This is a genomic window from Rossellomorea aquimaris (assembly GCF_020171925.1).
In the GTDB taxonomy this organism is placed as follows: Bacteria; Bacillota; Bacilli; order Bacillales; family Bacillaceae_B; genus Rossellomorea; species Rossellomorea aquimaris_F.
On record NZ_JAIVAR010000011.1, the window covers coordinates 21,345 to 46,141 of the forward strand.

Genomic DNA, 24,797 nt, shown 5'->3' on the forward strand with positions numbered 1-24,797 from the left:
TGGTGCCTCTTCATTATACTGAGAATATCATACATCTTGACGAATTCAGCAAATGAACTATTTTTTCAAAAGTAACCATAATCTTATTGACAACAAAACAACCTATCAATTAAAATATTTTCATAGACGTTAAAGAGTCATACATAGAAACACGGGGCATTAGCTCAGCTGGGAGAGCGTTTGGCTGGCAGCCAAAAGGTCAGCGGTTCGATCCCGCTATGCTCCATACCGAAAAACAGGGAAGACTCATCAGAGTCTTCCCTGTTTTCTTATATATGATCACTTCTCTATGGATAATCAGCTCATCCTGCCCACTCAAAGCTTCTTTGCGTTGTTTGATTGATTTCCGGCTTTATATCGGGTACAGCCGAATCCATCTCCACCCTATCCTTATATCCGGTCATTAATAACGGATCATCAACGATTTTCACGACCGTTCCCAACGGGACGATGTCGAATACGTCCTGAATATCTTCATTACTTAGCCTGATACAGCCCAATGATTGTTCATTCCCAATGGACTCCGTATCATAGGTTCCATGGATTGCGTATTTTCCCATTCCCAAACCCGCGGTGCCATACATATCAGGACGGAATCCGATTGGTTCAGAGACACGCTGTCGGACCGTGAACGTCCCTTGGGGTGTCGAGCCATTCTTCCCGAGCCCTACTGGTTTCAGGGCCATCATGTAGGGAGCACTTTTCACCATAAGAGTGAACGAGTCTTTATCGATGATCACTTCAACCGGATTGAACGGAACCTGTGTGGCATCCGCCACATTGGGATATACCATTTCGGTAATGTTCGAAGCGTTCGGATCATATACCCAGCCGCCTTGACCGGTGAATGCAGGTGAACTGTCGTTGGAATTTCGATACCGTTCCTTCGGGATGTAGCTCAGATAATTTTGAGGATAATCGGCCACGAGGTCGTTCAGTGAATCAGGCGCCTTTCCATGATCTTTCATATAAACTTCGAGGGCGGTCCTCAAAAGGTTCGTTCCTACATACGTGACGGGATGGGAATCACTGAACGCATGTTGACCATTCAAGAAACGGATCTTCACAGAGTCATCAAGGGATGGATTATATTGAGCAATGACAAATGCCTGATCTTTGATTTTCTCACTTCTGACTGGGAATATTTCGTCTGAAAGTGTCCGATCAACAGTCCAGACACCATATAAGAAAAGGGTTTTATTGGAGAGACTTTTCCCTATTCCGATGGCCTTGTTGTATATGGACTCTTCCACTTCTCTCAGGGGAGTATTCTCGGGTATATAAAACACGTACGGTACGTCTTCCGTTTCGTACACAACTTCTTTCCCTGTCCCCCATTCCTTTAACGTAGAAGCGATGGTGTTGATGGAATCCGCCTTATAGAACAGAAAGAGAAGCAAGAAAATATTCAATAGAAGCAAGAAGCTTATGATTGCCTTCATGTAAAGTGGGATCTTTTTTCGAATGGACTTGGCTGGAAGAGTCGGAATCTTGTTCTGTTCCTGGAGCGTCTTGGATGCATTCAGGGCCTTATAATAATAATGGGAATCGGAATCGGCCGCTTTCTGATAATGGTCGTATGCTTTCGCAAGTTCCCCCTCTTCTTCGAATTTCCGTCCTATGTGATAATGTGCTTCTGCACTATCATGGTCCTTATACCGGAGGATTTTCTCATAGTATTGCGGATCATCACGTGACACGTACAAATTCCTGTGAAGCTTCTGTAGATTCTTCTTCACATGACTTTCAAACAATGTCATCACCCGTTCCCCCTTTCATTCTATATTTATTTAAGGATAGCTGCGATTAGACCATTAGGCCCATGCCCTTGATTACCTGAAAACAGCTGATGGGTTGAAAATCTCTTGCAAGCTAAATGCGCTGTTCTTATACTGTTTAATAAGGGAAGGGCAGTGATACACCATGCTATACATATGGAAAATCGAGAAAGTCATCCAGGAGACATTATCCGAGCACAGCTTAAAGATCAACTACGAAGCGAACAACGGGCTCACTGTTCCAATGAGTTATAACGTATCCCATAACATCATTCGATTCAATTATCTAAAGATTAATGGATATATCGCGAAGTTGAATATTAAAGAGTCGGAGGAGAACCTGGTGAGGATTGTTCTTTACAGGGTGCTCGGCTATTATCTGGATTTCAAGAAGAATAGGCACGACACAAGGATTTTGATGTACGGAGATGATAAAGAAAAATCAGATCTTAAGGCGTTAATCGAAAGAAATGCCTGGATTTATGGTCGGACACTCGTGCCAGAAGAGCTGTTACGTGCTTATGATCGTATGCACGAATTGGATAAGGTACTCTTGTAGAATCAGTAAATAAGCACCTGCCGCGAACGTGGCAGGTGCTTTTTCTTATGAATCTTAATTTTGGATATACTTGTTGAAGACTTCCCCAAAATCTTTCCTTGTGTTTGCATTGTAGTGGTCATTGAACCACTGGAAAGCAAAGTTGGTCGTTTGTTTGAATTCATCCGAGATGTCATGATCATGGAAGCGATTGCCAGCAATCAGATCCCTTGCCGTACTCAGGCTTCTTTCCGCAGAGTCGATGATCCGCTTCCCTTCATCCTGGATGTGGGAGATGGCAAGAAGTGACTTGTAAAGATCCGCGATTGCCTCTCCTTCTTTTTTATCGATATCGACTGAGAATGACTGGCTGCCCATCGAGAATTTGATTTCGAGATCAAGGTCGATGGTGCCCGCCGTTTCAATGGAAACGTTGCTGATCGGGTGTTTGTAATAATCATAGCGATAGAGATTGCGTTTGCTACTGGATGCTTTTTCACCGTCCAAGTGAATGAGTGCACGGTTGGTGAAGCAGTATTCGTCGGTCTTTGACTTGATGAGGAAATGGATTTTCTCTCCGTCTTCGCTTAGTACATAATCGTCTGATTGGGTTTTGTCGAAATCTTCCCGTTTGATGATTTTTCCGATGTCACTGATGCCAAGTGCATCACTTGCGAATTTTTTTAGCATAATTGATACCCTCTTTTCGTTTTGAAGATGTAGTAAATAAACAATTCGCTGTTGAAACCATAGCGTGTTAAAGCCGCCTTCTAATGCCGCTGTTGATTTCCGTGGAAGGCTACGCTTTCCGCGGGCGGTTGGTGAGCCTCCTCGGCTTCGCCTGCGGGGTCTCACCTAACTCGCTTCTGCCGCAGGAGTCTTCGCCTTCCACTCCAATCAACAGCTAGAACCGTTTATCATCCAAGAAACTAACCTTCAATCCATAATTAACAAACCTCTTACACTACCATGCTACCAAGAAAGAAAAAAATATGTAAGTAATATGGTAGGTGAAAACATTATGAATGATATGCAGAGATGGAATTTTTCAACAACAAAAAACCAAAGGCAGGTCGGCCTTTGGTTCTTTGTTTTGCTCTGTTAGTAGATTAGATAGTGTTCACGGACTTGTTTGAATTGGTCGAGTTCAGGTTTCCATTCGGCTACCATTTCTTCTACGCTCCTTCCTTGTTCGATTCCTTCACGGATCCAGCCGTTTCCGATGAGGTTGTCGAAGAAGGAGATGCCAGCGCTATTTTCTGTACGGAATTCGAAGTCTTCCGGATACATGTCATGGATGGTTTTCACGATGTGAAGTCCTGTCTCGACAGGCTTGAATGCTTTTCTGTCCGTGACATGGATCTGGATACCGTGTGACAGCTTGCCTGCGTGTTTGGATGACGCCGGTGTGAACGATGTCGCCCTGAACGTGACCCCGTCAAGTTCCAGGTCATTCAGTCCTGCTGCAAGATTGGCCGCATTGATGTACGGTGCCCCAATCAATTCGAATGGCTTCGTTGTTCCCCGGCCTTCTGAGACATTTGTTCCTTCAATCAATGCAGCCCCCGGATAGACCAAAGCCGTTTCGAGCGTTGGCATGTTTGGTGACGGCATGACGAATTCAAGCGGAGTCTCATCATAATACATGTTTCGTTTCCAGCCTTCCATTTCTACGACGGTCAAGTCGGCGCCGATGTCAAATTCTGTGTTGAACAACTTGGCAAGTTCGCCGACTGTCATGCCATGACGAAGCGGAATGCTGTATTTACCGACGAAAGAAGAGTATTCCATCTCAAGGACCGGTCCTTCCACTTCATTACCACTAAGTGGGTTAGGACGGTCGAGGACGATGATCGGAATATCATTTTCCTTTGCAGCTTCCATTGCATATGCCATCGTGTAGATGTATGTGTAAAAGCGCGTCCCTACGTCCTGGATATCAAACAACAGGACTTCGACATTTTCAAGCATTTCAGGAGTAGGCTTTTTTGTCGCACCATATAAGCTGTATACCGGCAGTCCCGTTCTTTCATCTGTATAAAATTCAACATATTGACCGGCTTGGGCATCCCCTCTCACTCCGTGTTCCGGTCCATATAGGGCAGTCAATTCAACATCGGGATCGTTATACAATGTGTCAACGATGCTATTCAACCCTTGATCCACTCCGGTTGGGTTCGTAATCAGACCGACTTTTTTTCCTTTGATAAGCTCCTTTTCTTCATGGAGCAACCGCTCTACACCAAGTGAAAATTCCTTATGCTTGCCTTTCCACTTTCCATGCTCATTGTCATGACCACGGTTTTCGTGAGCAGATCCCGCTGACATCGTTGATAGAAGCAGAACGATTGTTAGTAGTGTAATCATCCACTTTTTCATGTTCTTCCCCTCCCATATAGTTAGATGAAGCTGGTGATTTCAATCCATGCGCCCGTTGTGAGGGTGAAGGTGGGACTTGCCTTTCCCCCCGCCTGTAGTCCCCCACTTCGAGCGACAGCCAGTGTATTAATAGTTCAATTCATGACCGAATTTGTATAACGTACCTTCACTCACTCCCGGGATCGATACCGGCAGCTTGCCTCCAGGTGCATTCTCCCCGAAGATCGTCGCAGCTGATGCTTTGAAGCTTGCTGTACGGAAGCCGTATTGAGCAAGATATGCATCCACTTCGTTGTCATAAGCCATGATGTCATAAGGATTGCGAATACCAAGTGCGATCACAGGGGCATCCGATTCTTCTTTCAATGCTTTCACCAACTGCATTTGTGGACTCTCTGGTGATCTGCCAGAAACATTGTACGTATATGTTCCAACAATGATGGCAGATGCTTCCCTTATCTCACTTTTCTGTGCTTCGGTCAGCTGATAATTTGATGGTGCTTCAATGATGGATGTGTTTTCATGCTCTTCTCTCACGGCATTTCCAAGATCCTCTACAAACGATCTACCGATTACGACTACCTTTTCATCTGCTGATGGATTCAAAGGCAGGCCCCCTTCGTTCTTCACGAGTGTGATTGAGCGCTCTGCCGCCTCTTTTTCCACCTGTTTATGTGCTTCGGATCCGACAACTCTGCTTGCTTGAGCGATTTTTTCTTCGGGCGGTAGAGGGGTTTCCTCCTTGATGATTCCACGCTTGATTTTCAAGGAGAGGATGCGTTCAACTGATGCCTCGATCCGATCAACTGTCAGTTCTCCGCTCTCGACCGCATCCAGTAATCCTTGCCTGACTTCACTTAATCCGACGGGCATCAGGACGATGTCCGTACCCGCTTTGACGGCCCTAACAGCAGCCTCAACCGCTCCGAAATGATCGGCGATTGCATTCATATTCATCGCATCCGTCGTGATGAGCCCTTCATATCCCATCTCTTCACGCATCAATTCCGTCAATACTTTATGAGAAAGTGTGGCTGGTACGGCGATTTCTTCACCTGTTTTTTTCGAAATGGCCACCGAATCATCAATCTTCGGGAAAGTGACATGCGCGGTCATGATCGCGTCGATCCCTTCATCCATTGCCTGCTGGAACGGATACAACTCAACTTCTTTTAGACGTTCTTTGTCGTGCGGCACTTCAGGAAGTCCGATGTGGGAATCGACTGCAGTATCCCCATGACCCGGAAAATGCTTGGCGGTAGCAGCTACTCCCGCTGATTGAAGGCCCTTCGTATAAGCGACTCCCATTTCGGCAACCAATTCAGGATCCTCCCCGAATGAACGTACGCCGATGACCGGATTGTCAGGGTTGATGTTCACGTCCATGACTGGTGCAAAGTTAACGTTCAATCCAAGTGAGTGGAGCTCTTCCCCGATCGATTTTCCGACGTTAAACGCAATTTCCGGGGATCGTGTTGCACCAAGTGCCATGTTTCCTGGAAAGTCCGTACCCGACTGAAGGCGCGTCACAATCCCGCCCTCTTGGTCGATTGTCATGAACAGACCGTATTTCTCCGCTGCTTCTTGGTAATCAGCAACTAGTTTTGTCGTTTGTTCCGTTGTCACGACATTTTCCCTGAATAAAATGACGCCACCAAGATGATAGTCCTTCACCATTTGCTCGATTTCAGGTAACATTTCCGTTACGTTTTCTCCATTCCAGTTCCTGAAATCAGGCATCAGCATCTGACCGATCTTTTCCTCGATTGTCATGTTTGCAACGGCTTCATGGACAAGGTCATATCGTTTCCCTTCCTCCTTCAAAAACGTTGCCTCTGTCGAAGGAGTTCCTTTATCCCCTTTATCCGGGTCCGGTTTCACCTGTATCGCAATCCGGTCCGTATAAGTTCCGTTCGTTACCTCTATGAACGTTTTTCCGGGGTGGCCGCTGATGGACACGTTCCCCTCACCATCAACCGATGCTACATTCTTGTTTGAAGTACTCCATTCCACGTTTTCCGTAACGAACGTAAAGTGCCCATCCCTATAAACATTCATGGCTTTCAATTCAATGTTCTCTTCACCAGTAGACGCCTCCACTCCTGTGACGTTTTGATAGATGATGAGATCCTTCAGTCCACTCTCTGCTTTTGCGATATTCATGGGCAGCCCTGAAATGATCATTGTCAGCGCAAGGACTGTTAATGAAATAATCTTATATGCACGTTTCATCGTTTCTCCTCCTTTTTTCTATGTTCAATAGCTTCTCTTCTCCCAACCTTTGAAATGTGGATGAATCTTGTCACCACCGGCAAGGTTCAGTTCGGTATCTTTCACGTACCAGCCGCGAGAATTTGCATAGGAGTCTGTTACGTAGTTAAATCGGATATATTTTGTCCCAGCGGGGATCATGATTTCTTCACGCGACCATTCTTCATGGGTTCCAGTATAAGGAGTCGCTGCCCCAGTCCACGTTTCGCCATCCGGTGATGTTTCGACATACCCGAAATCGGAATCATGTTCGATCCGGTACCAAGTATCGAATGATAATGAAGCTTCTTCCTCTACATTCACTTCCGCCGTCAGGGTACGATGGAGACCATCTCCATATCCAGAGAACCAAGCATCTTCTTTTTTCGGCATTTCAACTGGAATCGAATCTGCTACCAGGCGTGCAAAAGGGCGCCTCGCCGTATTCGTGGATACCGTACTACGAGATGGATGAACCCTGTTGGTCAAAAGGATCGCGATGGTGTCGTTATCCCGATTGATGACAATGGAGGTTCCGGTGTAACCGGTGTGTCCAAGAGAATCTTCATCTGATAATCCATCCATGAACCATCCCTGGTTCAATTCCCAGCCTAGCCCATGATCATCTCCCGGAAACTCGGGGATTTGATTTTCCGAAAGCAATTTGACCGTTTCAGGTTTCAGGATTTGTTTATCCCCATAGCGTCCATCTTTCACGAACATGTGAGCGAATTTAGCCAGGTCTTCAGCCGTCGAGAATACACCTGCATGACCTGCAACCCCGTCCAGGGACCAGGCATTTTCATCATGCACTTCCCCCCATACAAGGCCACGTCCGATCGCCGGCTGATATTCAGTGGCAGCGATTCGCTCCTTCAGGGAAGGTGGTGGATTATACATCGTATCCTCCATCCCGATTGGTTCGGTGATGGTTTCTTTCACGAATTCATCAAGACGCTTACCTGATAATCGTTCAACGATGGCACCGAGGGTTATCATGTTCAAGTCACTGTATGTATACGTGGTGCCTGGTTCGTTCGCCAGCGGTTGATTGAACACGATCTGCAATCTGTCTTCCCTATCATTCCCTTGTCTGTATAGGGGAATCCATGCCGTGAATCCAGACGTATGGGTCATGAGCTGCCGGATGGTCACATCTTCTTTGCCATTCGCTGCAAATTCAGGGATATAATCGGCGACCGGGTCATCCAGATTGAATTTCCCCTCTTCATACAGGATCATCGCTGCTGTCGTAGTGAAGATTTTACTGATCGAAGCAAGGTCGAAAATCGTATCCTTTTCCATGTTGATCGGCCTTTCCGCTTCCGTGAAATCACCATCCGTGTAGCGATAGGCATCACCGTATGCATCATGCTTCACAACCACGCCGCTCCTCGCGACAAGGGCCACCGCTCCAGGCATGACTCCTTCCTCGATCTTCCCTTCAAGCAATGGATCAATCTCATCCAGGGTCGACTGGATCATCCCAGCACCCCTTGCAGAACCAGGATGCAGCACAGGTGACGACGGGGCCGGGTTCCCCCAAGTGAATACCGGATGGGCCAGTACATTCCTCGCGGCCAGTGCTTCCTTCCCGTCCTCTCCTCCTTGAGCGAGAACACCCGGGCTCAGTAACGACGTACACATCAAAGCAGATAAAGCGATTGTCATCGATTTCTTATTCATTCATCTTTCCCTCCTTTTGGACAACCATGAAAGGGCTTCCAATTACTCTTCTACTCTAGTTTATGGAAATATAAGTATAGATGTCTATACCACATAAGTCCCGTTCATTCTCGTAACATCGGAATTACGTATGACCATTTAACTATTTTGAATTTTTAGATAAATAATTCGATAAAAAAGGCTGACGAGATGATCGCCAGCCTTCTTACACCTATTTCGTTTTTGTCAGGAATCGTTCTACGATTCCATTATATACTTCGGGTTGATCGATATTTGCTGTGTGTCCTGCATCGGGGATCAGTGCTATTGAAATATTTGGGTTGTGTTTTTTCATGAACAGCGCGGATTCCACTTCATACAATTCTTCACTCCCATTTAAAACCAGGGCAGGGGAATGTAGACTTTCAATCTCTTTTCCACTTACTGAGGGATAATGGTACGTCATTTTTTCGAGAACATTCTTGATCGTCGTCTTCCATTTATCACCGTGTAGGTTCTTGAATTGCTCTGCTGCTTCTTGGTCATGCTCCTCAATTTGCAGAAAATACTGATATTGCTTTTCCATCAGCTCTTGAAACTCCTCCGGAATGAACGGGGAATATCCTGTCAGGATGATGCCCTTCACCAGGTCCCGCTCCCTCATTGCAATATGAATGGCAAGGGATGCCCCCAGTGACAGACCCATGATATATCCTTTTCCCTTCTGTTTCATCAAATTTAGGACAAATTGGATTGTCTCCTCTATGTAATTCTCGGCAGCAGTCACAGTTGAGGCACCATGGCCAGGCAGGTCGATGGCCACCACTTCATATGAATCTTTAAACCTTTCAATCTGATTCATGAAATGGGTCTCTGCGGTACCCATGAATCCGTGAAGCATATAAATTTTATCCACTTCAATTCCCCCTTTTATCTTCCACTTTACATTTTAACATATTATTCCATGTTATCTCTTTCCATTTAGGAACATGCTAACAAAAACACATTGGATTTTGAATGACGAACGGCTTCTATATATACTTTCACTAACAAACTTATTAGAAAGAGAGGCATGACCATAGCATGAAGAAGCCGATCATCGTACTGATCAGACAAGATTTAAGGTTGCATGATCACCCGGCTCTTTATCACGCTTCTGAAGGAGGGGCCGTTATCCCTCTTTATATCCATGATGAAAGCCGGGAAGGGACAGGTGAAGCAAAAAGATGGTGGCTCTACCGCAATCTACTCCAATTTCAGCAGTCACTCCAATCAATCGGAGGGACTCTATTCATTGATAAGGGAAAACTTGAGGACAAGCTTCCGGAATGGATCAAAAAATCGGGGGCACAGGCTGTGTATTGGAACCGGGTATACGAACCCGATACGTTCGGTAAAGATAAGAAATTAGCAGAAGATCTGCATGCCCAAGGGATCACCGTGAAGACTTTTGAGGGGGCATTGCTGCTTCCCCCCTGGACAATCAAAAAGGAGGACGGATCTCCTTATAAAGTGTACACCTCCTACTATAAGGCCTTAAGAAAGAAGGAAATCCCCAAACCAGTACCTAACGTGACGAGGTTCGATGGACCAAGTAACCTGGAATCCCCACTCTCGCTCAAAGATCTGAACCTAAAGCCCGACATCGAATGGTATAAGGTGATGGAGGCGATTTGGGAACCTGGTGAAGCTGCTGCCATCAGGCGATTAAAACGGTTCATCGGTGAGATCAATCAGTATGATGACGGTCGTGACCACCCTGCTAAAGGGTTCCATTCCACGCTTTCTCCCTATCTTGCAATCGGGGCCATTTCGGTAAGAAGTGTGTTTCACTATGTCTCGGACCGGGTGAACGAACATACCGAACCATTCATCAAGCAGCTTATATGGAGGGACTTCTCGTACTCTGTCCTTATGCATTTCCCTCGGTCGATGCATGAACCCATACACGCAAAGTTCAAAGAGTTTCAATGGGAAGAGGATTCTGAGGACTGGGACTCTTGGATTAAAGGGCAAACGGGATACCCGATCGTGGATGCTGGCATGAGGGAATTGTGGGCGACCGGCTTCATGCACAACCGCGTTAGGATGATTACCGCCTCGTTCCTGACGAAGCATTTATTGATTCCGTGGCAAAAAGGGGCAGATTGGTTTCTCGATACGTTGATCGATGCCGATCTTGCCAATAATACGATGGGCTGGCAATGGGTCGCGGGCAGCGGCCTCGACTCCTCCCCTTACTTCCGGATCTTCAATCCTACCTTGCAGAGTGAAAAATTTGATGGAGCGGGCGAGTACATCCGAAAGTGGGTGCCTGAACTAAAGCACCTGACAGATAAATACATCCACTCCCCATCCACTGCCCCGGAAGAGGTTATGAAAGATGCGGGCATTACCCTCGGCGAGGATTATCCCGCACCCATCGTTGACCATAAGGCAGCCAGAAAAAGGGCGCTGGAGAGATTCGAAGACATTAAATAATGAGAGCCATGCCATTCACCGAACGAATGGCATGGCTCTTTTCACAAGTCAAAATGATCATCAGAGAAATGCCGCTAGAAAAGCGGTTCCCCAACTTCCTGTTAAAAATAGTAGGCTTGCAATAAAATACACATTCATACCGGAGGATGATGCCGCCTCGTATTGATGCTTGTATGCATTGTTCGTGATGAATTTTGCAATTGTGCCTTCCGTATTCAGATTCGCCCTCTGTGTGATATTCGTGATCCAGCCAATACCGAAAAAGCACATACTGGTGACAAAAATGGTATCCATGAACGTCCAGCTCCCCAAGATGCTAATCATATAAGACCCACTCGTCATAAGCAGAAGGAGGATGAAAATGATGGTTCCTGTAAGGTATTTTTGACTGATCTTTTTATGCAGATATGAATTGATATGATTGATTGCAAAAGCCACTAATGTCAGCAAGATTAGCAGGACAATGGTAAAGATCACATTTACATAGTAGTTCATACAGCGCCTCCATTCACGTTTCTTTGTAACTACTCTTTTTTTTACGGAGTGAAAATGGAAAAAGTTTCAAAGTAATATGTTTTTTCCACAAATTTCAAAACTTTTCCCCATTGGCCCCCGTCAAATTGATAGAATGGAGAGGACGAAAGCAGGTGATTTTTTGCAGGAAAACCGTAACGCAGCCTCTCCTGATGCTTCAAGGGACCTTATTCTGGAGAAGGCGATGAGGGATTATGGGAATGACATCTATTACATCGTGTATTCGTATGTGAAAGACCACAGCCTGGCAGAGGATCTGACGCAGGAAGTATTTGTAAAGGTCTATAAGAAGATGGATTCCTTCCGGGAAGAATCTTCGTTGAAGACATGGATCGTCCGGATGGCGATCAACCATTGCAAGGATCATCTGCGGCGCTGGGACACAAGGATGATCTCTTTCACGAATACAATCAATGATATGGTCAAGGGTAAATTCGGCACACCGGAGCAAAGCATGATCGAGGAAGAAACCAAGAGTGAGCTCATCAAGCATTTATTATCATTGCCGGTCAAATATAGGGAAATCATCTTTCTGTTTTATTTTGAGGAAATGAAACTTTCAGAGATTGCAGATTGCATGGACCTCAACATTAACACCGTCAAGACACGCTTGGCCAAGGGCAGGAAGTTGTTGGGTGCCACATACCAGAAGAGTGAGGTGTATAACAATGGATGAACTTAACCGTCTGCGGAGTATGATGAAGGAAGAAACATTTAAGAACCATGGTTTCACTGAAAAGATGAGAAAAAATATACTTAAAGAAATTCATTCCGACAAAGGGAAATCCCCGATCATCAAGAAGCCTTTACTCGCCCCTGTCCTTTCATCGGTATTCATGCTTGCATGCCTTACTGTGTTTATCTATTTCGGTGGCACTCAGCTAGGGCTATTCCAAGGGATGAATAATGCGGGACAAATCGATTTCACTAAAATGGAATGGACAGACAATGATGGGGATGCAAAGTGGAGTGAGCAGATCGAGCTGCCGACACTCGTACCTTTTGAAGTGGTCGACCGCACTTATAAGAATACACACATGGATGAATACGACATGGTGTCCATTAAATTGATGGGGCCCGAGAAGCAAAGGTTGACGATCATTATGGATGTCGGCATTGAATCGGGTACGCCTGCCATGTACGAACAGGTCAAAATCGGTGATGTGACCGGTAGTTACCGGTTCAATGAAGAGTGGAAAAACAGTCATCTCGTCTGGTTTAAAGGTGGCATCATGTACTACCTCGACTACACTCCCGGCACTTCGGGCATCGTTCTCGATAAAGGTGATATGAAACGGATTGCGGAATCATTCCAAAAATGACTATGTCTGCTGACATAGTCATTTTTTGTTTAAAGAGATCCATATGTGGTTTTAATATAAGTACCTCGAAGGTCATAGTACACTTTTTTCCAATACTCGCGACTCGTATCATGATACGTATAGATCGTGTATGAAGACGTCCTGTTGATCGTTTCATACTCCCATGATAAACTGCCGTATCCCCCCGGCGGCCCTTCGATGCTTCTGCCGTAATCTCCCGAACCGATACCGGAGTTTCCACTCACTGATGCCGGGCCGGCGAAGATTAACAACACAGCCAGTATTTTAATACCAAACTTGAGAACTTTCACATATTCCACCCCTTTTCCCATCAAATCAACTAGTCTTTCTTCCTTAGTTTACTTCCATTATCTGTATCTATCAATCTGTATTTTTATCTAATACAGGTACAGATCATCTTCACGCTTCTTCGATCTTATATTTTTCTAAATCTTCTCTATTTTCAACCACACTCATGATATACTCGTCTTAAAGGGGAGATGACGATGAGGACAACAACCTATCCAATTTTTGAAACGGAGCGCTTGATCTTAAGACAGATAACCAGTGAAGATGTCAATTTTCTGTTTAAGCATTATTCTTCCAGGGAAGTGCTTCAATATTTCGGCATGAGCCCCCTCTCTTCTAAGGAACTGGCAGAGAAGATGGTGGAGAATTATGAAAAGCAGCTTGAAGTGGGCGGTCCGATGCGTTGGGCCATCGTGGACAAGAACATCGATACGATGATGGGGACGTGCGGATTCCATGGAATTGCAAAACCTTATAGGCGATGCGAAATCGGCTATGATCTTCACCCTGACTATTGGGGGAATGGAGTCATGAGTGAAGCATTGAAGCCCCTCCTTACATACCTGTTCATAGAAAGGGAGATGAACCGGATCGGGGCGGTGATCGTTCCGAATAATCAAGCTTCCTCAAGGGTTGTGGAGAAGCTTGGATTCCGTCGAGAGGGGCTGCTTCGTGATTATATCCTCCAGGAAGACACGATGTATGACGCCTATATGTACAGTTTATTGAAGAAAGAATGGCTTGATTAGTTATGAAGTGAGGCTGTTTGGGCAATAATGTTCGTGCAGAAAACAAATGCACAAGCACCTGTAACAGCCCTACAGTGAGAAAGCGAGCCTGCCGGAAAGGCATCATCCTTTCCGGCAGGCTCGCTTTTATCATATACAAGGACTCGTGTGCCGGCATTATTTTCACTCACCCCACATAAGGAGGCTGGTTGAATGGTACAGCAGCTATTTCATCAATTCTTGCGCTGGCCTTTATTAGTCCGGATCTTTCTCATCGCCCTAGGTCTTATGGCTTTCTTTGGCACGCTTATCCACTTCATCGAACCGGACACGTTCCCTACATACTATGATGGTATTTGGTGGGCCATCATCACCATGTCCACAGTCGGCTACGGAGACTTTGTACCGGCTACGAGCGAAGGGAGATTCTTCGGCATCCTTCTCATTTTGGTGGGCGCGGGTTTCCTGTCGACTTATTTCATTACATTGGCAACGAACACCGTCATGCACCAGAATGCTTATCTTGAAGGAAAAGCCACCTTCAGCGGGAAAGATCACGTAGTCATCATCGGATGGAATGAACGGGCCCGGGAGATCATCGATCAACTCAACTCTCTTCACTTCCGTCGCCAAATCATCCTGATTGATGAAACGCTTGAAAAAAACCCTTATCGCAATCATCACATCCACTTCATCAAAGGGACTCCTTTCAAGGACAAAGTATTAAAAAAAGCGAGCCTGCACGACGCATCGCTTGCCATCGTCACCGCGGATCAGAACCTCAATGAAATGGAGGCAGACATGCACACTGTCCTGACCCTGCTTGCCATTAAAGGGATTCACAACAACATCTATACAGTCGTTGAAATCCTTCAGAAGGACCAAGTCATCAATGCCGAACGTGCAGGAGCAGATGAAGTGATCCAAACCAATATGCAATCAAGCTATGTGATGATCAACAGCATCATTTCACAAGGAATGTCCAAAGCGATCCTGAAGCTATTGAATCATCTGAAAGGCAACCACCTGCAATTTATCCCTGTATCAGAAGAATGGATGAATGAAACGTTCCAATCCATCAGTGAAACATTACTGAAAAGAAACATCATCCTTCTCGGGATCAAGAAAGGCGACGATACTTCCGTGAACCCTCCACTGAAGACCGTAGTGGAAGAGAAGGATGAATTGCTCGTCATCATGGACTAGAATCAATTGCAAGAAAGCGGACTCGGGGTCGGGGGCCGCTTTCTTTTTCATAAGTGACTTTCGATTTCTGCTCCTTCGGTTAATTCCGTTAACCACGCACTATACTCGGATTGCAATTTTTGGTCAGAGAGCAAATCCTTGATTTCCTCCTTATGATCTTCAAAGAGCGGTGCCTTTGCCTCGGCCTTCTCCACAACCTTGATGATATGATAGCCGAATTCCGTTTCCACCGGGTCACTTATCTCTCCCGTTTCCATTGAAAACGCTGCTTCTTCAAATTCAGGAACCATCTCTCCTTCACCGAAGAATCCCAGATCCCCGCCTTGTTCTTTACTGCTGTCGGTCGAGTATTCCTTCGCAAGTGCAGCAAAGTCCTCTCCACTATCTAATTTTCCTTTGACTTCTTTCGCTGTTTCTTCATCATCCACCAGGATATGACTTGCCTTCACCTGCTTGCCTTGGGCAAACGATTCTTCATTTTCTTCGAAATAGGCTTTCATCTCTTCATCTGTCACTGAAATCCGGGGGTTCAACAACTTCTCTGTCTTCAAGTATGTGACGATATCTTCCTTGACTTCTGATTGAGTCACACCATTTGCTGAAATCGCTTCTTTGAAAGCGTCTTCCCCTCCATAGGAAGCCATCAGGGCATTGAACTCCGTATCGATGGCATCTTCCGGGATTGAGATATTCTGTTTGTTTAATTCCTGTTTGACGATCATATCTGAAATCAACCCGTCCAATGTTTGCTGGCCGTACTGAGCAACCATCGTTTCATAAAGATCTTCCTTGCTGATTTCTTTTCCATTCACCTTCGCCACGATGACTTTTTCAGGTGCGTTGATCCATACGATCACTACAGCGATTGCGACTACGAAGACCATTGCAATACTCCACTTATGTTTCTTTAAATTTTTTACCATATTCTTTTCCTTTCTGTATCGGTTTGTCACCATTCTAAAGGTAAGGTATGACGAAACGATGAACAAACAAGGAATAGAATATGATATTTATGACAAGCTGGATGGAAACCGGAACTGCACACTTTCTTTTACGTTCACATAAAAAAAGGAGCAACCACTCTTAGTGATTCTCCTCCGTGCCACTCATTCAATTTGTAAAAATGACATCTTCAAGCTCTTTGACCAGTTCCTGGCCCACTTCTACATATTCATCAGGAATGCTCGAATCCGGGTCTACCGGCTCCGAGAACTGATTGAGCGTCCCTGAAAAGTCACCGGTCGCGGCATAGTCATCCAGACCCCTTTGATATTTATGACCAAGCAGGAACGGCTTCCCGAATTCAACGGTAGCCCCCCGTGAGTCAAGCTGTCCATCAACGGCTCTGAATGGCACACGCAAAAACTGGTAACCGACTTCGTCATCAATTTTATAGTCAAAGTATCCGTGATCATAATCCCAGTTGCCGCCGATTGTATATCCCAGTGGTTTCAGAAGCTGTTCAAGCTTATAGAGTTGATAATGTGTCCCTTCAAGTTTTGATGAAAGTTCAATCACTCGAATCAATCCCCTTTCTTTAGGTGTAGTTTTTCCAAACGAGGGGGATTAATGTATTAAAAAGAGCAAGGGACATCATCGAGGCCCCTTGCTCTTTGTTCAAGTGATTATTTTAATCGTTTTTCAAGCTCCGCTTTCTTTTCTTCGAATCCAGGTTTGCCTAGAAGGGCGAACATGTTCACTTTGTATGCTTCAACTCCAGGCTGATCGAATGGATTGACACCAAGCAGGTAACCGCTCATTGCACATGCTTTTTCGAAGAAGTAAACTAAGTAACCAAATGTATATGCATCCATTGCCGGAATTTCAACGATCAGGTTCGGCACTCCGCCATCCGTATGTGCAAGGAGTGTTCCCTCGAAAGCTTTGTTGTTCACAAAGTCGACTGTTTCCCCTGCAAGATAGTTCAAGCCGTCAAGGTCACTTTCCGCTTTCTCGATGGTAAGCTCATGACGCGGCTCCTGAACTTTGATGACCGTTTCAAACAAATCACGGCGTCCTTCCTGCACGTATTGTCCAAGAGAATGAAGATCTGTCGAGAAGTTTGCGGATGAAGGGAAGATCCCTTTCTGATCTTTTCCTTCACTCTCGCCGAACAGCTGCTTCCACCACTCGGAGAAATATTGCAGGCCAGGCTCATAGTTGATGAGCATTTCAATCGTTTTGCCTTTGTTGTACAGGACATTGCGGACTGCCGCATATTGATAGGCAGGATTCTCCGTAAGTTCAGACTTACTGAAGTCTTCACGTGCCTCTGCAGCCCCCTTCATCATCTGATCGATTTCCACACCGCTCACTGCGATTGGCAGAAGTCCAACCGCTGTAAGAACAGAGTAACGGCCACCGACATCATCAGGTACGACGAATGTTTCATAGCCTTCATCGTTGGCAAGTGTCTTTAATGCACCTTTCGATTTGTCCGTTGTCGCATAGATGCGCTTGCGTGCTTCTTCCACACCATACTTCTCTTCCAACATCTTGCGGAAGATACGGAATGCGATTGCAGGCTCAGTCGTTGTTCCTGACTTAGAGATGACGTTGATCGAGAAATCCTTCCCATCTAGAAGATCCATCAAATCTTTCATGTAAGTAGAGCTGATGTTTTGTCCAAGGAACAGGACCTGTGGAGTCGAACGCTTTTCTTTCGGAAGCGCATTATAGAAACTGTGGTTCAGCATCTCGATTGCCGCACGCGCACCTAGGTAAGATCCACCGATCCCGATGACAAGTAGGATATCAGAATCGTTTTTAATCTTTTCCGCAGATTTCTTGATGCGGGAGAATTCTTCTTTATCATAGTCCACAGGGAGGTCGACCCAGCCTAGGAAGTCGCTTCCGGCACCTGTTTGTTCGTGTAGGGAATGATGCGCAACCTTTACTGCATCACTTAAGTATGTAAGTTCATGTTCTCCAAAAAACGATAACGCTTTTGAATAATCAAAACGAATGTGTGTCATAACCATCCTCCGATTAATTTATTTTCTTCTATCCCACTTTATCGAATGCTGGGATGATAATCAAGAATGCTCCCTTTTTGAAAGCGCAGTCATATTGAATTTTTTCTAGAAACAACCTTTCTAACTGATTTTGCCCTGTTTTTGGTGTTTTAAAACAAAGGATGCACTTTGAATGCCGCTGTTGATTTCCGTGGAAGACTTCGCTTTCCGCGGGTGACCCGTGAGCCTCCGGGTAGAAAAGCGGAAGCGGCTTGCTCAGAGGCGACAAGCATAAGACAGGGCAGCCATAAAGGCGCTTTTTGCCTTTTTGGCTGGCATGACTTATGTCTCGAGCCTCTAGCCGCTGAAGCTGGACACGTCTCACATTGGCCACTTCTCCCGCAGGAGTCTTCGTCTTCCACTCCAATCAACAGCTGGAATCAGACTGAAAACAAACAACTTAGGTTCAATCTAAACACAATCCATTAGAAGTCCAATTCATCAGTAAATGGCTTTCTTCATTACATAGAAATCTTTCAATTAAAAAAAGAGCAGCCATTACGGCTGCCCTTTTCAAGTGAGATCTTATAAAGAAGCTCTTAGAATGGAAAGAACGTCTTCTTTGTTGAGTGGGTTGAAGTTACCGAATTCTCCGTTTACCATCGCTTTGTCAGCCATTAGGTCAAGTTTGCTGTCATCGATGTCGTAGTCGGCAAGTCTTGATGGTGCTCCGATTGAACTCCAGAATTCACGGAGTTTTGCAATTCCTTCAAGCGCTGTTTCTTCTTCTGTTTTGCCTGTAGGATCGACATCGAATACGCGTTCTGCCATTTGTGCAAAACGGGATGGGTTCACTTTCAGGTTATGCTTCATCCAGTTAGGGAAGATGATCGCAAGTCCGCCTGCATGCGGGATGTCATAAACAGCTGAAACAGCGTGCTCGATGTTATGACTTGCCCAGTCACCGCGGTAACCCATTTGAAGCATACCATTCAATGCAATCGTTCCTGAGTAAAGGATCGTTTCACGCAGTTCATAATTTTCAAGGTCATTGATCAGCTTTGGAGCTGTTTCGATGACCGTTCTCAACGTGCTCTCACACATACGGTCCTGTAAAGGAGTGTTTGTCGCATCATTGAAGTATTGTTCGAATACGTGCGACATCATATCGACCATTCCGTAAATTGTATGGTTTTTCGGTACCGTGAATGTATTCACAGGATCAAGGATTGAGAATTGAGGGAATGTAACAGGACTTCCCCATCCGTATTTCTCCTGTGTTTCCCAGTTTGTGATAACCGATCCGGCATTCATTTCAGATCCCGTTGCAGCAAGCGTCAACACTGTTCCGAAAGGTAGCGCTTCATGTGCAATGGCTTTCTTCGTCACAAGATCCCATGCGTCGCCATCATACTTGGCACCGGCAGCAATTGCTTTCGTACAGTCGATAACACTTCCTCCGCCGACAGCAAGAAGGAAATCAATATCATTTTCCTTACAGATTTTCACACCTTCTCTTACAGAAGAGAGTCTAGGGTTCGGATCTACACCTGATAATTCGTGTACTTCTGCATCGATGCTATTTAAAATGGCTACCACTTCATCATATAGGCCATTACGTTTAATGCTTCCTCCACCATATACAAGAAGCACTTTCTTACCATATTGAGGTACCAATTCTTTCAGTTGTTCAACTTGTCCCTTACCGAAGATCAACTTGGTCGGGTTATAATACGTAAAAGTATTCATGCAATGTACCCTCCTTCAATAATTGGGCATATCATAGACAGCCCGGTTTCAACACCTTTCTATTATCGAATATATCTTTCCCAAAATGCAAAGAAAGTGCACAGGGAAAAAACATTCCCATCTGGAATAAGAAGAAAGGGATTGGACATCTTATAAATGAGCCATTGTTTAAGGAGGAAATTGACATGAGTGCAATTCAACGTATTGCTCTGGTTCTAACGATTATCGGTGCTATTAACTGGGGTCTGATCGGCTTCTTCCAATTCGACCTGGTTGCGGCGATCTTTGGCGGACAGGATGCTGCCCTATCCCGTATCATTTATGGATTAGTCGGAATCGCAGGTCTCATAAATCTTGGATTACTTTTCAAACCAACAGAAGAGATCGAAAGAGAACCACATACAGAGCCTACACACTAATAACAAGGCCCGTCCCTCGCTGCTTTAAAGCAATGGGGGACGGGCCTTTTTCATATATGCCTTGATGACTTATTTCATTAATCTTTTAAGGATCTTCAATCCGAATTTCGCATTTGGGTAGCGGAAGCTGAAATCAAATTTAGTTGTCTGTTTAAGGACACTTTTGTAATGCGAAAAAGTGGAGAAGCTTGATTCCCCGTGGTAGTTTCCGATGCCGCTTTCCCCTACGCCCCCGAACGGAAGATAGGGAGTGGCTAAATGCATGAGCGTATCGTTTACGCAACCACCGCCGTACGAGAGGGAACCGGTGACCTTTGTTTCCACTTCTTCATCATCGGTGAATAAATACAGGGCCAACGGCTTTGGACGCTCACGAATGAAATCGATCACTTCATCCAGGTCCTGATACTCCAAGATTGGAAAGATTGGACCGAAAATCTCATCCTGCATGACCGGTACTTTATCGTCTTTCGGGATCATGAGGGTCGGCTCGATTTTTAAAGTCGCATGGTCCACCCGTCCACCTGTCACGATCTCGCCATCCTGTAGGTACCCCGTAATCCGATTGAAATGACGCTCATTCACGATTTTGCCATAGGCATCATTCATGAGAGGATTATCCCCATAAAAAGAACGAACGGCTTTGCTGAACTCTTCGATGAACGCATCCTTTACCTTATGATGGACAAACAGATAATCAGGTGCGACACAGGTCTGACCAGCGTTCGTCACTTTGCCGAACGCAACACGCTTCGCAGATAACGGGATGTCAGCAGACTCATCAATAATGCACGGACTTTTTCCACCAAGCTCGAGCGTAACAGGGATCAATTGCTTCGCTGCTGCTTCCATGATCACCTTGCCGACAGGGACACTTCCCGTAAAGAAAATATAATCAAACGGCTGCTGGAGCAAGATTTGTGTCGTCTCCACTCCACCTTCGACAACCGTGATGTACTCTTCCTCAAAGTGATTTGCAATCAATTCTGCTATCAAATTGGATGTATGAGGTGTCAGTTCAGAAGGCTTGATGACGACCGTATTCCCGGCTGCAATTGCACCGATGACTGGTGAGAGTGCAAGCTGTATGGGATAATTCCAAGGTGCAATGATGAGCGCCGCTCCGTAGGGCTCTGGAACCTTATACCCTTTGGATCCGACATGCGTTTTCGCCGTTTTCACTTTGACCGGGGCAGCCCATTCGTCAAGATGCTTCAGCGTGAATTTAATTTCTTCCAGCAGCATGCCGATCTCCGTTGCATAAGTTTCCATCTCCGACTTATTCAGGTCCAGCTTCAGTGCTTGCCGGATTTCCTTTTCGTGTCTTTTAATGACGGATGACAATTTCCGGAGCACCTGCTTACGAACATCCAGCGACTTTGTCCCGCCTTCTTTGAAGAATTTCTTCTGACCGATTAAGGCTGTTTCAATGCATGCCCTGGACGATTCTTCTACGATTGCAGTCAATCTTATCCCTCCCCTTTTTTTCTTCCGCATTTATAGGTTCTTACTCTAAATATAGCACGATTCGTAATCACATTAGAAATGTATTGCGTTGTATTCTTATTCAAGCCATCCCGATTACAGGATAAACATCTTTAGGCTGTAAAAGACAAAAAGAACCTGTTTCCGATTGAATCGGTAACAGGTTCTTCCTTTGCGATGGGTTATACCCAACCTCTGAATCTTGACGCCTCTGCCATTTTGCGTGCGCCGACCATATATGCGGCTAGGCGCATATTGACACGGCGATTCTGGGATGTTTCGTATACATTGTTGAATGCATCGACTAGTTTAGCTTCAAGCTTCTCATTTACTTCTTCTTCAGACCAGTAGTACCCTTGATTGTTCTGTACCCATTCGAAGTAGGATACCGTTACCCCTCCTGCACTTGCAAGTACATCGGGAACAAGGAGGATGCCTCTTTCTGACAGGATCCTCGTCGCTTCAAGGGTCGTCGGTCCGTTCGCAGCTTCTACCACAATGGATGCTTTGATGTCATGAACATTCTTTTCCGTGATTTGATTCGAAATCGCTGCCGGTACCAGGATGTCACAGTCCAACTCCAACAGTTCTTTATTCGTGATCGTATTCTCAAATAAGGTCGTCACCGTTCCAAAGCTGTCGCGGCGGTCCAGCAGATAATCAATGTCGAGCCCTTCAGGATCGTGCAGTGCACCGTGAGCATCGGAAATGGCAATCACTTTGGCACCGGCATCATGCATGAACTTTGCAAGGAAGCTCCCTGCATTCCCAAACCCCTGAATGACAACACGGGCACCTTTGATCTCGATGCCGCGTTTCTTGGCGGCTTGCTCGATGCAGATGGTCACTCCTTGAGCCGTAGCTTTCTCGCGTCCCTGGGAACCACCAAGTACGATCGGCTTTCCGGTGATGAACCCAGGTGAATCATTTTCACGAAGACGGCTGTATTCATCCATCATCCAAGCCATGATCTGGGAATTCGTATAAACGTCAGGGGCAGGGATATCCTTTGTCGGACCCACAATCTGACTGATTGCACGAACATATCCCCTGCTCAGTTTCTCAAGCTCAGTGAACGACATCGTACGTGGGTCACAGACGATCCCGCCTTTCCCCCCGCCATATGGAAGGTCGACGATTCCGCATTTCAAACTCATCCACATGGATAAGGCTTTTACTTCCTCTTCATCCACTTCAGGGTGAAAGCGGACGCCTCCCTTGGTCGGTCCGACGGCATCATTATGCTGGGCACGATAACCGGTGAATACCTTGATGCTGCCGTCATCCATACGTACAGGAATCCGGACAGTCAGCATACGGATCGGTTCTTTCAAGAGTTCATACATTTCCTCTGAGTAACCTAATTTAGATAAAGCATCATTAATGACATGCTGTGTAGAAGTAAACAGATTAAGGTTTTCTCCCATGTAAACATTCGCCTCTTTATTATGTGATCTAAAAACGTAGTTATTGTAACACAATACCTTGTACGAAACCATTGGCTTCATTAAAATAATTACATTCTTTCGTACGCACTTAATAGGGACACTAATGGTCTATTCACCGTGCGTCAAAAACGTGAATGCCGCCATGCTTCCTACTTCCCCCCAGAGTGGGACATCATTTGGAAAGGACTTTTTGAATACGTTCGATCGCCCAGTCCAGTTCGTCTTGAGAAATGACGAGAGGAGGCGCAAAACGGATGACGGTATCATGTGTTTCCTTACATAGCAGTCCTTCCTCTTTCAATTCTTCACAATACTTACGTGCCGGTTCATGAAGCTCGACTCCGATGAACAACCCTCTTCCACGAACTTCCTTAATCATAGGATTGTCTATCTCACGGAGTTTACTCATAAAGTATTCTCCCAGTTCCAATGAACGGTCCGCTAGTTTCTCATCAAGAAGGACATCAAGGGAAGCGACCGATACCGCACACGCCATCGGATTCCCACCAAATGTCGACCCGTGGGAGCCTGGATTGAACACGCCAAGCACTTCGTTGCTTGCCACAACACATGAGATCGGGAATACCCCTCCTCCAAGTGCTTTTCCTAGGATGTACATATCTGGATCTACACCCTCCCACTCACAAGCAAACATCTTACCTGAGCGGGCAAGACCTGCCTGGATTTCATCAGCAATGAACAGTACGTTATTCTCCTTACATAGATCGTACGCAGCTTTCAGGAAACCTGCTGGCGGAATGACGATTCCTGCTTCCCCCTGGATCGGCTCGATCAAGAATGCAGCTGTATTAGGTGTGATTGCTTCTTTTAGCGCATCCAAGTCACCATAGTTGATGAGATTGATGCCAGGTAGCATCGGACCGAATCCGCGCTTGTATTCCTCTTCCGAAGAAAGGGAAACGGCTGTCATCGTTCTTCCGTGGAAGTTCCCGTTACATGCGATGATTTCCGCTCTGTTTTCCTCCACGCCCTTCACATCATACGCCCACCTGCGTGCCGTTTTGATCGCTGTTTCAACCGCTTCGGCACCCGTATTCATCGGAAGCGCCATGTCTTTACCTGTTAGCTCGCAGATTTTTGCATACCATGGAGCAAGCTGATCGTTATGGAATGCACGTGAAGTCAATGTCACACGATCCGCCTGGTCTTTCAGCGCCTGTATGATCTTTGGATGACGGTGCCCCTGATTGACCGCTGAATAGGCACTCAGCATATCCATATACTTATTACCTTCAGGGTCCTTTACCCATACACCCTCCGCTTCAGAGATGACGATTGGAAGTGGATGATAGTTCTTCGCTCCATACTTTTCAGTTTGTTCGATAATGGAATGTGTACTCACTGTCATGTTAAAGTTCCTCCCTAACTAAAATTGCAGATACTTTTTCAAAAAAAGTTGCAGCTTACGGAAATCCTCCTGCCACTGCAACATCTCAATTGCTTAAAAGGATGGAGCCGTTGTATACAAATGCCCCTTCTTACCGGTAACAGGCACGCAAAAAATATTTGCATTTAGAAAACCCTTACACTT

At 45.6% G+C, this 24,797-nt stretch carries 22 protein-coding genes and 1 tRNA gene; 8 read left to right on the top strand and 15 right to left on the bottom strand.

Annotated features, from left to right (window positions below; genetic code table 11):
- Nucleotides 1-153 precede the first annotated feature (153 nt).
- Nucleotides 154-226, top strand: a tRNA-Ala gene (locus LCM10_RS19810).
- Between the two features lie 76 nt (nucleotides 227-302).
- Here the strand turns inward: LCM10_RS19810 and LCM10_RS19815 are convergent.
- On the bottom strand, nucleotides 303-1,760 hold the full coding sequence (locus LCM10_RS19815; RefSeq protein WP_224878185.1) for a L,D-transpeptidase family protein: 1,458 nt from the start codon (nucleotides 1,758-1,760) through the stop codon (nucleotides 303-305).
- A 163-nt stretch (nucleotides 1,761-1,923) separates the two neighbouring features.
- On the opposite strand from LCM10_RS19815, the gene LCM10_RS19820 reads away from it, so the two are divergent.
- Nucleotides 1,924-2,337, top strand: a complete 414-nt coding sequence (locus LCM10_RS19820; RefSeq protein ID WP_224878188.1) for a hypothetical protein — start codon at nucleotides 1,924-1,926, stop codon at nucleotides 2,335-2,337.
- A 54-nt stretch (nucleotides 2,338-2,391) separates the two neighbouring features.
- Here the strand turns inward: LCM10_RS19820 and LCM10_RS19825 are convergent, their stop codons facing one another.
- The 5 genes from LCM10_RS19825 to LCM10_RS19845 all read right to left on the bottom strand — a co-directional run bounded on the left by LCM10_RS19825 (nucleotide 2,392) and on the right by LCM10_RS19845 (nucleotide 9,526).
- Nucleotides 2,392-3,006 (bottom strand): PH domain-containing protein, encoded by a 615-nt coding sequence (locus tag LCM10_RS19825; protein ID WP_224878190.1) that lies wholly within the window; start codon nucleotides 3,004-3,006, stop codon nucleotides 2,392-2,394.
- A 411-nt stretch (nucleotides 3,007-3,417) separates the two neighbouring features.
- A complete protein-coding gene (locus tag LCM10_RS19830; RefSeq protein ID WP_224878192.1) occupies nucleotides 3,418-4,695 on the bottom strand; it encodes an exo-beta-N-acetylmuramidase NamZ domain-containing protein in 1,278 nt (425 codons plus the stop codon).
- A gap of 126 nt (nucleotides 4,696-4,821) precedes the next feature.
- Nucleotides 4,822-6,927 carry a glycoside hydrolase family 3 N-terminal domain-containing protein gene (locus LCM10_RS19835; protein ID WP_412103426.1) on the bottom strand — a complete coding sequence of 702 codons (2,106 nt, stop codon included), beginning with the start codon at nucleotides 6,925-6,927 and terminating at the stop codon, nucleotides 4,822-4,824.
- Between the two features lie 24 nt (nucleotides 6,928-6,951).
- Complete coding sequence (locus LCM10_RS19840; protein ID WP_224878194.1) at nucleotides 6,952-8,631, bottom strand: serine hydrolase domain-containing protein; 1,680 nt, start codon at nucleotides 8,629-8,631, stop codon at nucleotides 6,952-6,954.
- A gap of 211 nt (nucleotides 8,632-8,842) precedes the next feature.
- A complete protein-coding gene (locus LCM10_RS19845) occupies nucleotides 8,843-9,526 on the bottom strand; it encodes an alpha/beta fold hydrolase (RefSeq protein WP_224878196.1) in 684 nt (227 codons plus the stop codon).
- A gap of 167 nt (nucleotides 9,527-9,693) precedes the next feature.
- Here LCM10_RS19845 and LCM10_RS19850 point away from each other — a divergent pair, with 167 nt between their 5' ends.
- Nucleotides 9,694-11,091 (top strand): cryptochrome/photolyase family protein, encoded by a 1,398-nt coding sequence (locus LCM10_RS19850; RefSeq protein WP_224878198.1) that lies wholly within the window; start codon nucleotides 9,694-9,696, stop codon nucleotides 11,089-11,091.
- A 60-nt stretch (nucleotides 11,092-11,151) separates the two neighbouring features.
- Here the strand turns inward: LCM10_RS19850 and LCM10_RS19855 are convergent, their stop codons facing one another.
- Nucleotides 11,152-11,586 (bottom strand): hypothetical protein, encoded by a 435-nt coding sequence (locus LCM10_RS19855; RefSeq protein ID WP_224878199.1) that lies wholly within the window; start codon nucleotides 11,584-11,586, stop codon nucleotides 11,152-11,154.
- A gap of 160 nt (nucleotides 11,587-11,746) precedes the next feature.
- Here LCM10_RS19855 and LCM10_RS19860 point away from each other — a divergent pair, with 160 nt between their 5' ends.
- Entirely contained in the window at nucleotides 11,747-12,301 is a 555-nt protein-coding gene (locus tag LCM10_RS19860) for a sigma-70 family RNA polymerase sigma factor (RefSeq protein WP_224878201.1), read from the top strand.
- Nucleotides 12,294-12,947, top strand: a complete 654-nt coding sequence (locus LCM10_RS19865; protein WP_224878203.1) for a hypothetical protein — start codon at nucleotides 12,294-12,296, stop codon at nucleotides 12,945-12,947. Before LCM10_RS19860 ends, LCM10_RS19865 begins: the two co-directional genes overlap by 8 nt.
- Before the next feature lie 29 nt (nucleotides 12,948-12,976).
- Here the strand turns inward: LCM10_RS19865 and LCM10_RS19870 are convergent, their stop codons facing one another.
- A complete protein-coding gene (locus LCM10_RS19870) occupies nucleotides 12,977-13,258 on the bottom strand; it encodes a hypothetical protein (protein WP_224878206.1) in 282 nt (93 codons plus the stop codon).
- A gap of 195 nt (nucleotides 13,259-13,453) precedes the next feature.
- Here LCM10_RS19870 and LCM10_RS19875 point away from each other — a divergent pair, with 195 nt between their 5' ends.
- Complete coding sequence (locus LCM10_RS19875; protein ID WP_224878208.1) at nucleotides 13,454-14,005, top strand: GNAT family N-acetyltransferase; 552 nt, start codon at nucleotides 13,454-13,456, stop codon at nucleotides 14,003-14,005.
- A gap of 192 nt (nucleotides 14,006-14,197) precedes the next feature.
- The gene (locus tag LCM10_RS19880) at nucleotides 14,198-15,190 is read left to right on the top strand and encodes a potassium channel family protein (protein ID WP_224878209.1); all 993 of its coding nucleotides are present in this window, start codon (nucleotides 14,198-14,200) and stop codon (nucleotides 15,188-15,190) included.
- A 47-nt stretch (nucleotides 15,191-15,237) separates the two neighbouring features.
- Here the strand turns inward: LCM10_RS19880 and LCM10_RS19885 are convergent, their stop codons facing one another.
- The 4 genes from LCM10_RS19885 to LCM10_RS19900 form a co-directional block, all read right to left on the bottom strand.
- On the bottom strand, nucleotides 15,238-16,113 hold the full coding sequence (locus LCM10_RS19885) for a peptidylprolyl isomerase (protein ID WP_224878211.1): 876 nt from the start codon (nucleotides 16,111-16,113) through the stop codon (nucleotides 15,238-15,240).
- A 187-nt stretch (nucleotides 16,114-16,300) separates the two neighbouring features.
- Nucleotides 16,301-16,708, bottom strand: a complete 408-nt coding sequence (locus LCM10_RS19890; protein ID WP_224878213.1) for a YugN-like family protein — start codon at nucleotides 16,706-16,708, stop codon at nucleotides 16,301-16,303.
- Between the two features lie 107 nt (nucleotides 16,709-16,815).
- The gene (locus LCM10_RS19895; protein WP_224878215.1) at nucleotides 16,816-18,165 is read right to left on the bottom strand and encodes a glucose-6-phosphate isomerase; all 1,350 of its coding nucleotides are present in this window, start codon (nucleotides 18,163-18,165) and stop codon (nucleotides 16,816-16,818) included.
- A gap of 564 nt (nucleotides 18,166-18,729) precedes the next feature.
- On the bottom strand, nucleotides 18,730-19,893 hold the full coding sequence (locus LCM10_RS19900; protein ID WP_224878217.1) for an iron-containing alcohol dehydrogenase: 1,164 nt from the start codon (nucleotides 19,891-19,893) through the stop codon (nucleotides 18,730-18,732).
- 185 nt (nucleotides 19,894-20,078) lie between these two features.
- Between LCM10_RS19900 and LCM10_RS19905 the strand changes: the two genes are divergently transcribed.
- A complete protein-coding gene (locus LCM10_RS19905) occupies nucleotides 20,079-20,312 on the top strand; it encodes a DUF378 domain-containing protein (protein ID WP_224878219.1) in 234 nt (77 codons plus the stop codon).
- Nucleotides 20,313-20,381: 69 nt separating this feature from the next.
- Here LCM10_RS19905 and LCM10_RS19910 read toward each other — a convergent pair whose 3' ends face one another.
- From LCM10_RS19910 to LCM10_RS19920, 3 genes are all read right to left on the bottom strand, one after another.
- Complete coding sequence (locus tag LCM10_RS19910; RefSeq protein ID WP_224878221.1) at nucleotides 20,382-21,779, bottom strand: aldehyde dehydrogenase; 1,398 nt, start codon at nucleotides 21,777-21,779, stop codon at nucleotides 20,382-20,384.
- Between the two features lie 200 nt (nucleotides 21,780-21,979).
- Entirely contained in the window at nucleotides 21,980-23,224 is a 1,245-nt protein-coding gene (locus LCM10_RS19915; RefSeq protein WP_224878223.1) for a Glu/Leu/Phe/Val family dehydrogenase, read from the bottom strand.
- Nucleotides 23,225-23,417: 193 nt separating this feature from the next.
- Complete coding sequence (locus LCM10_RS19920; RefSeq protein ID WP_224878225.1) at nucleotides 23,418-24,614, bottom strand: ornithine--oxo-acid transaminase; 1,197 nt, start codon at nucleotides 24,612-24,614, stop codon at nucleotides 23,418-23,420.
- Nucleotides 24,615-24,797 lie beyond the last annotated feature (183 nt).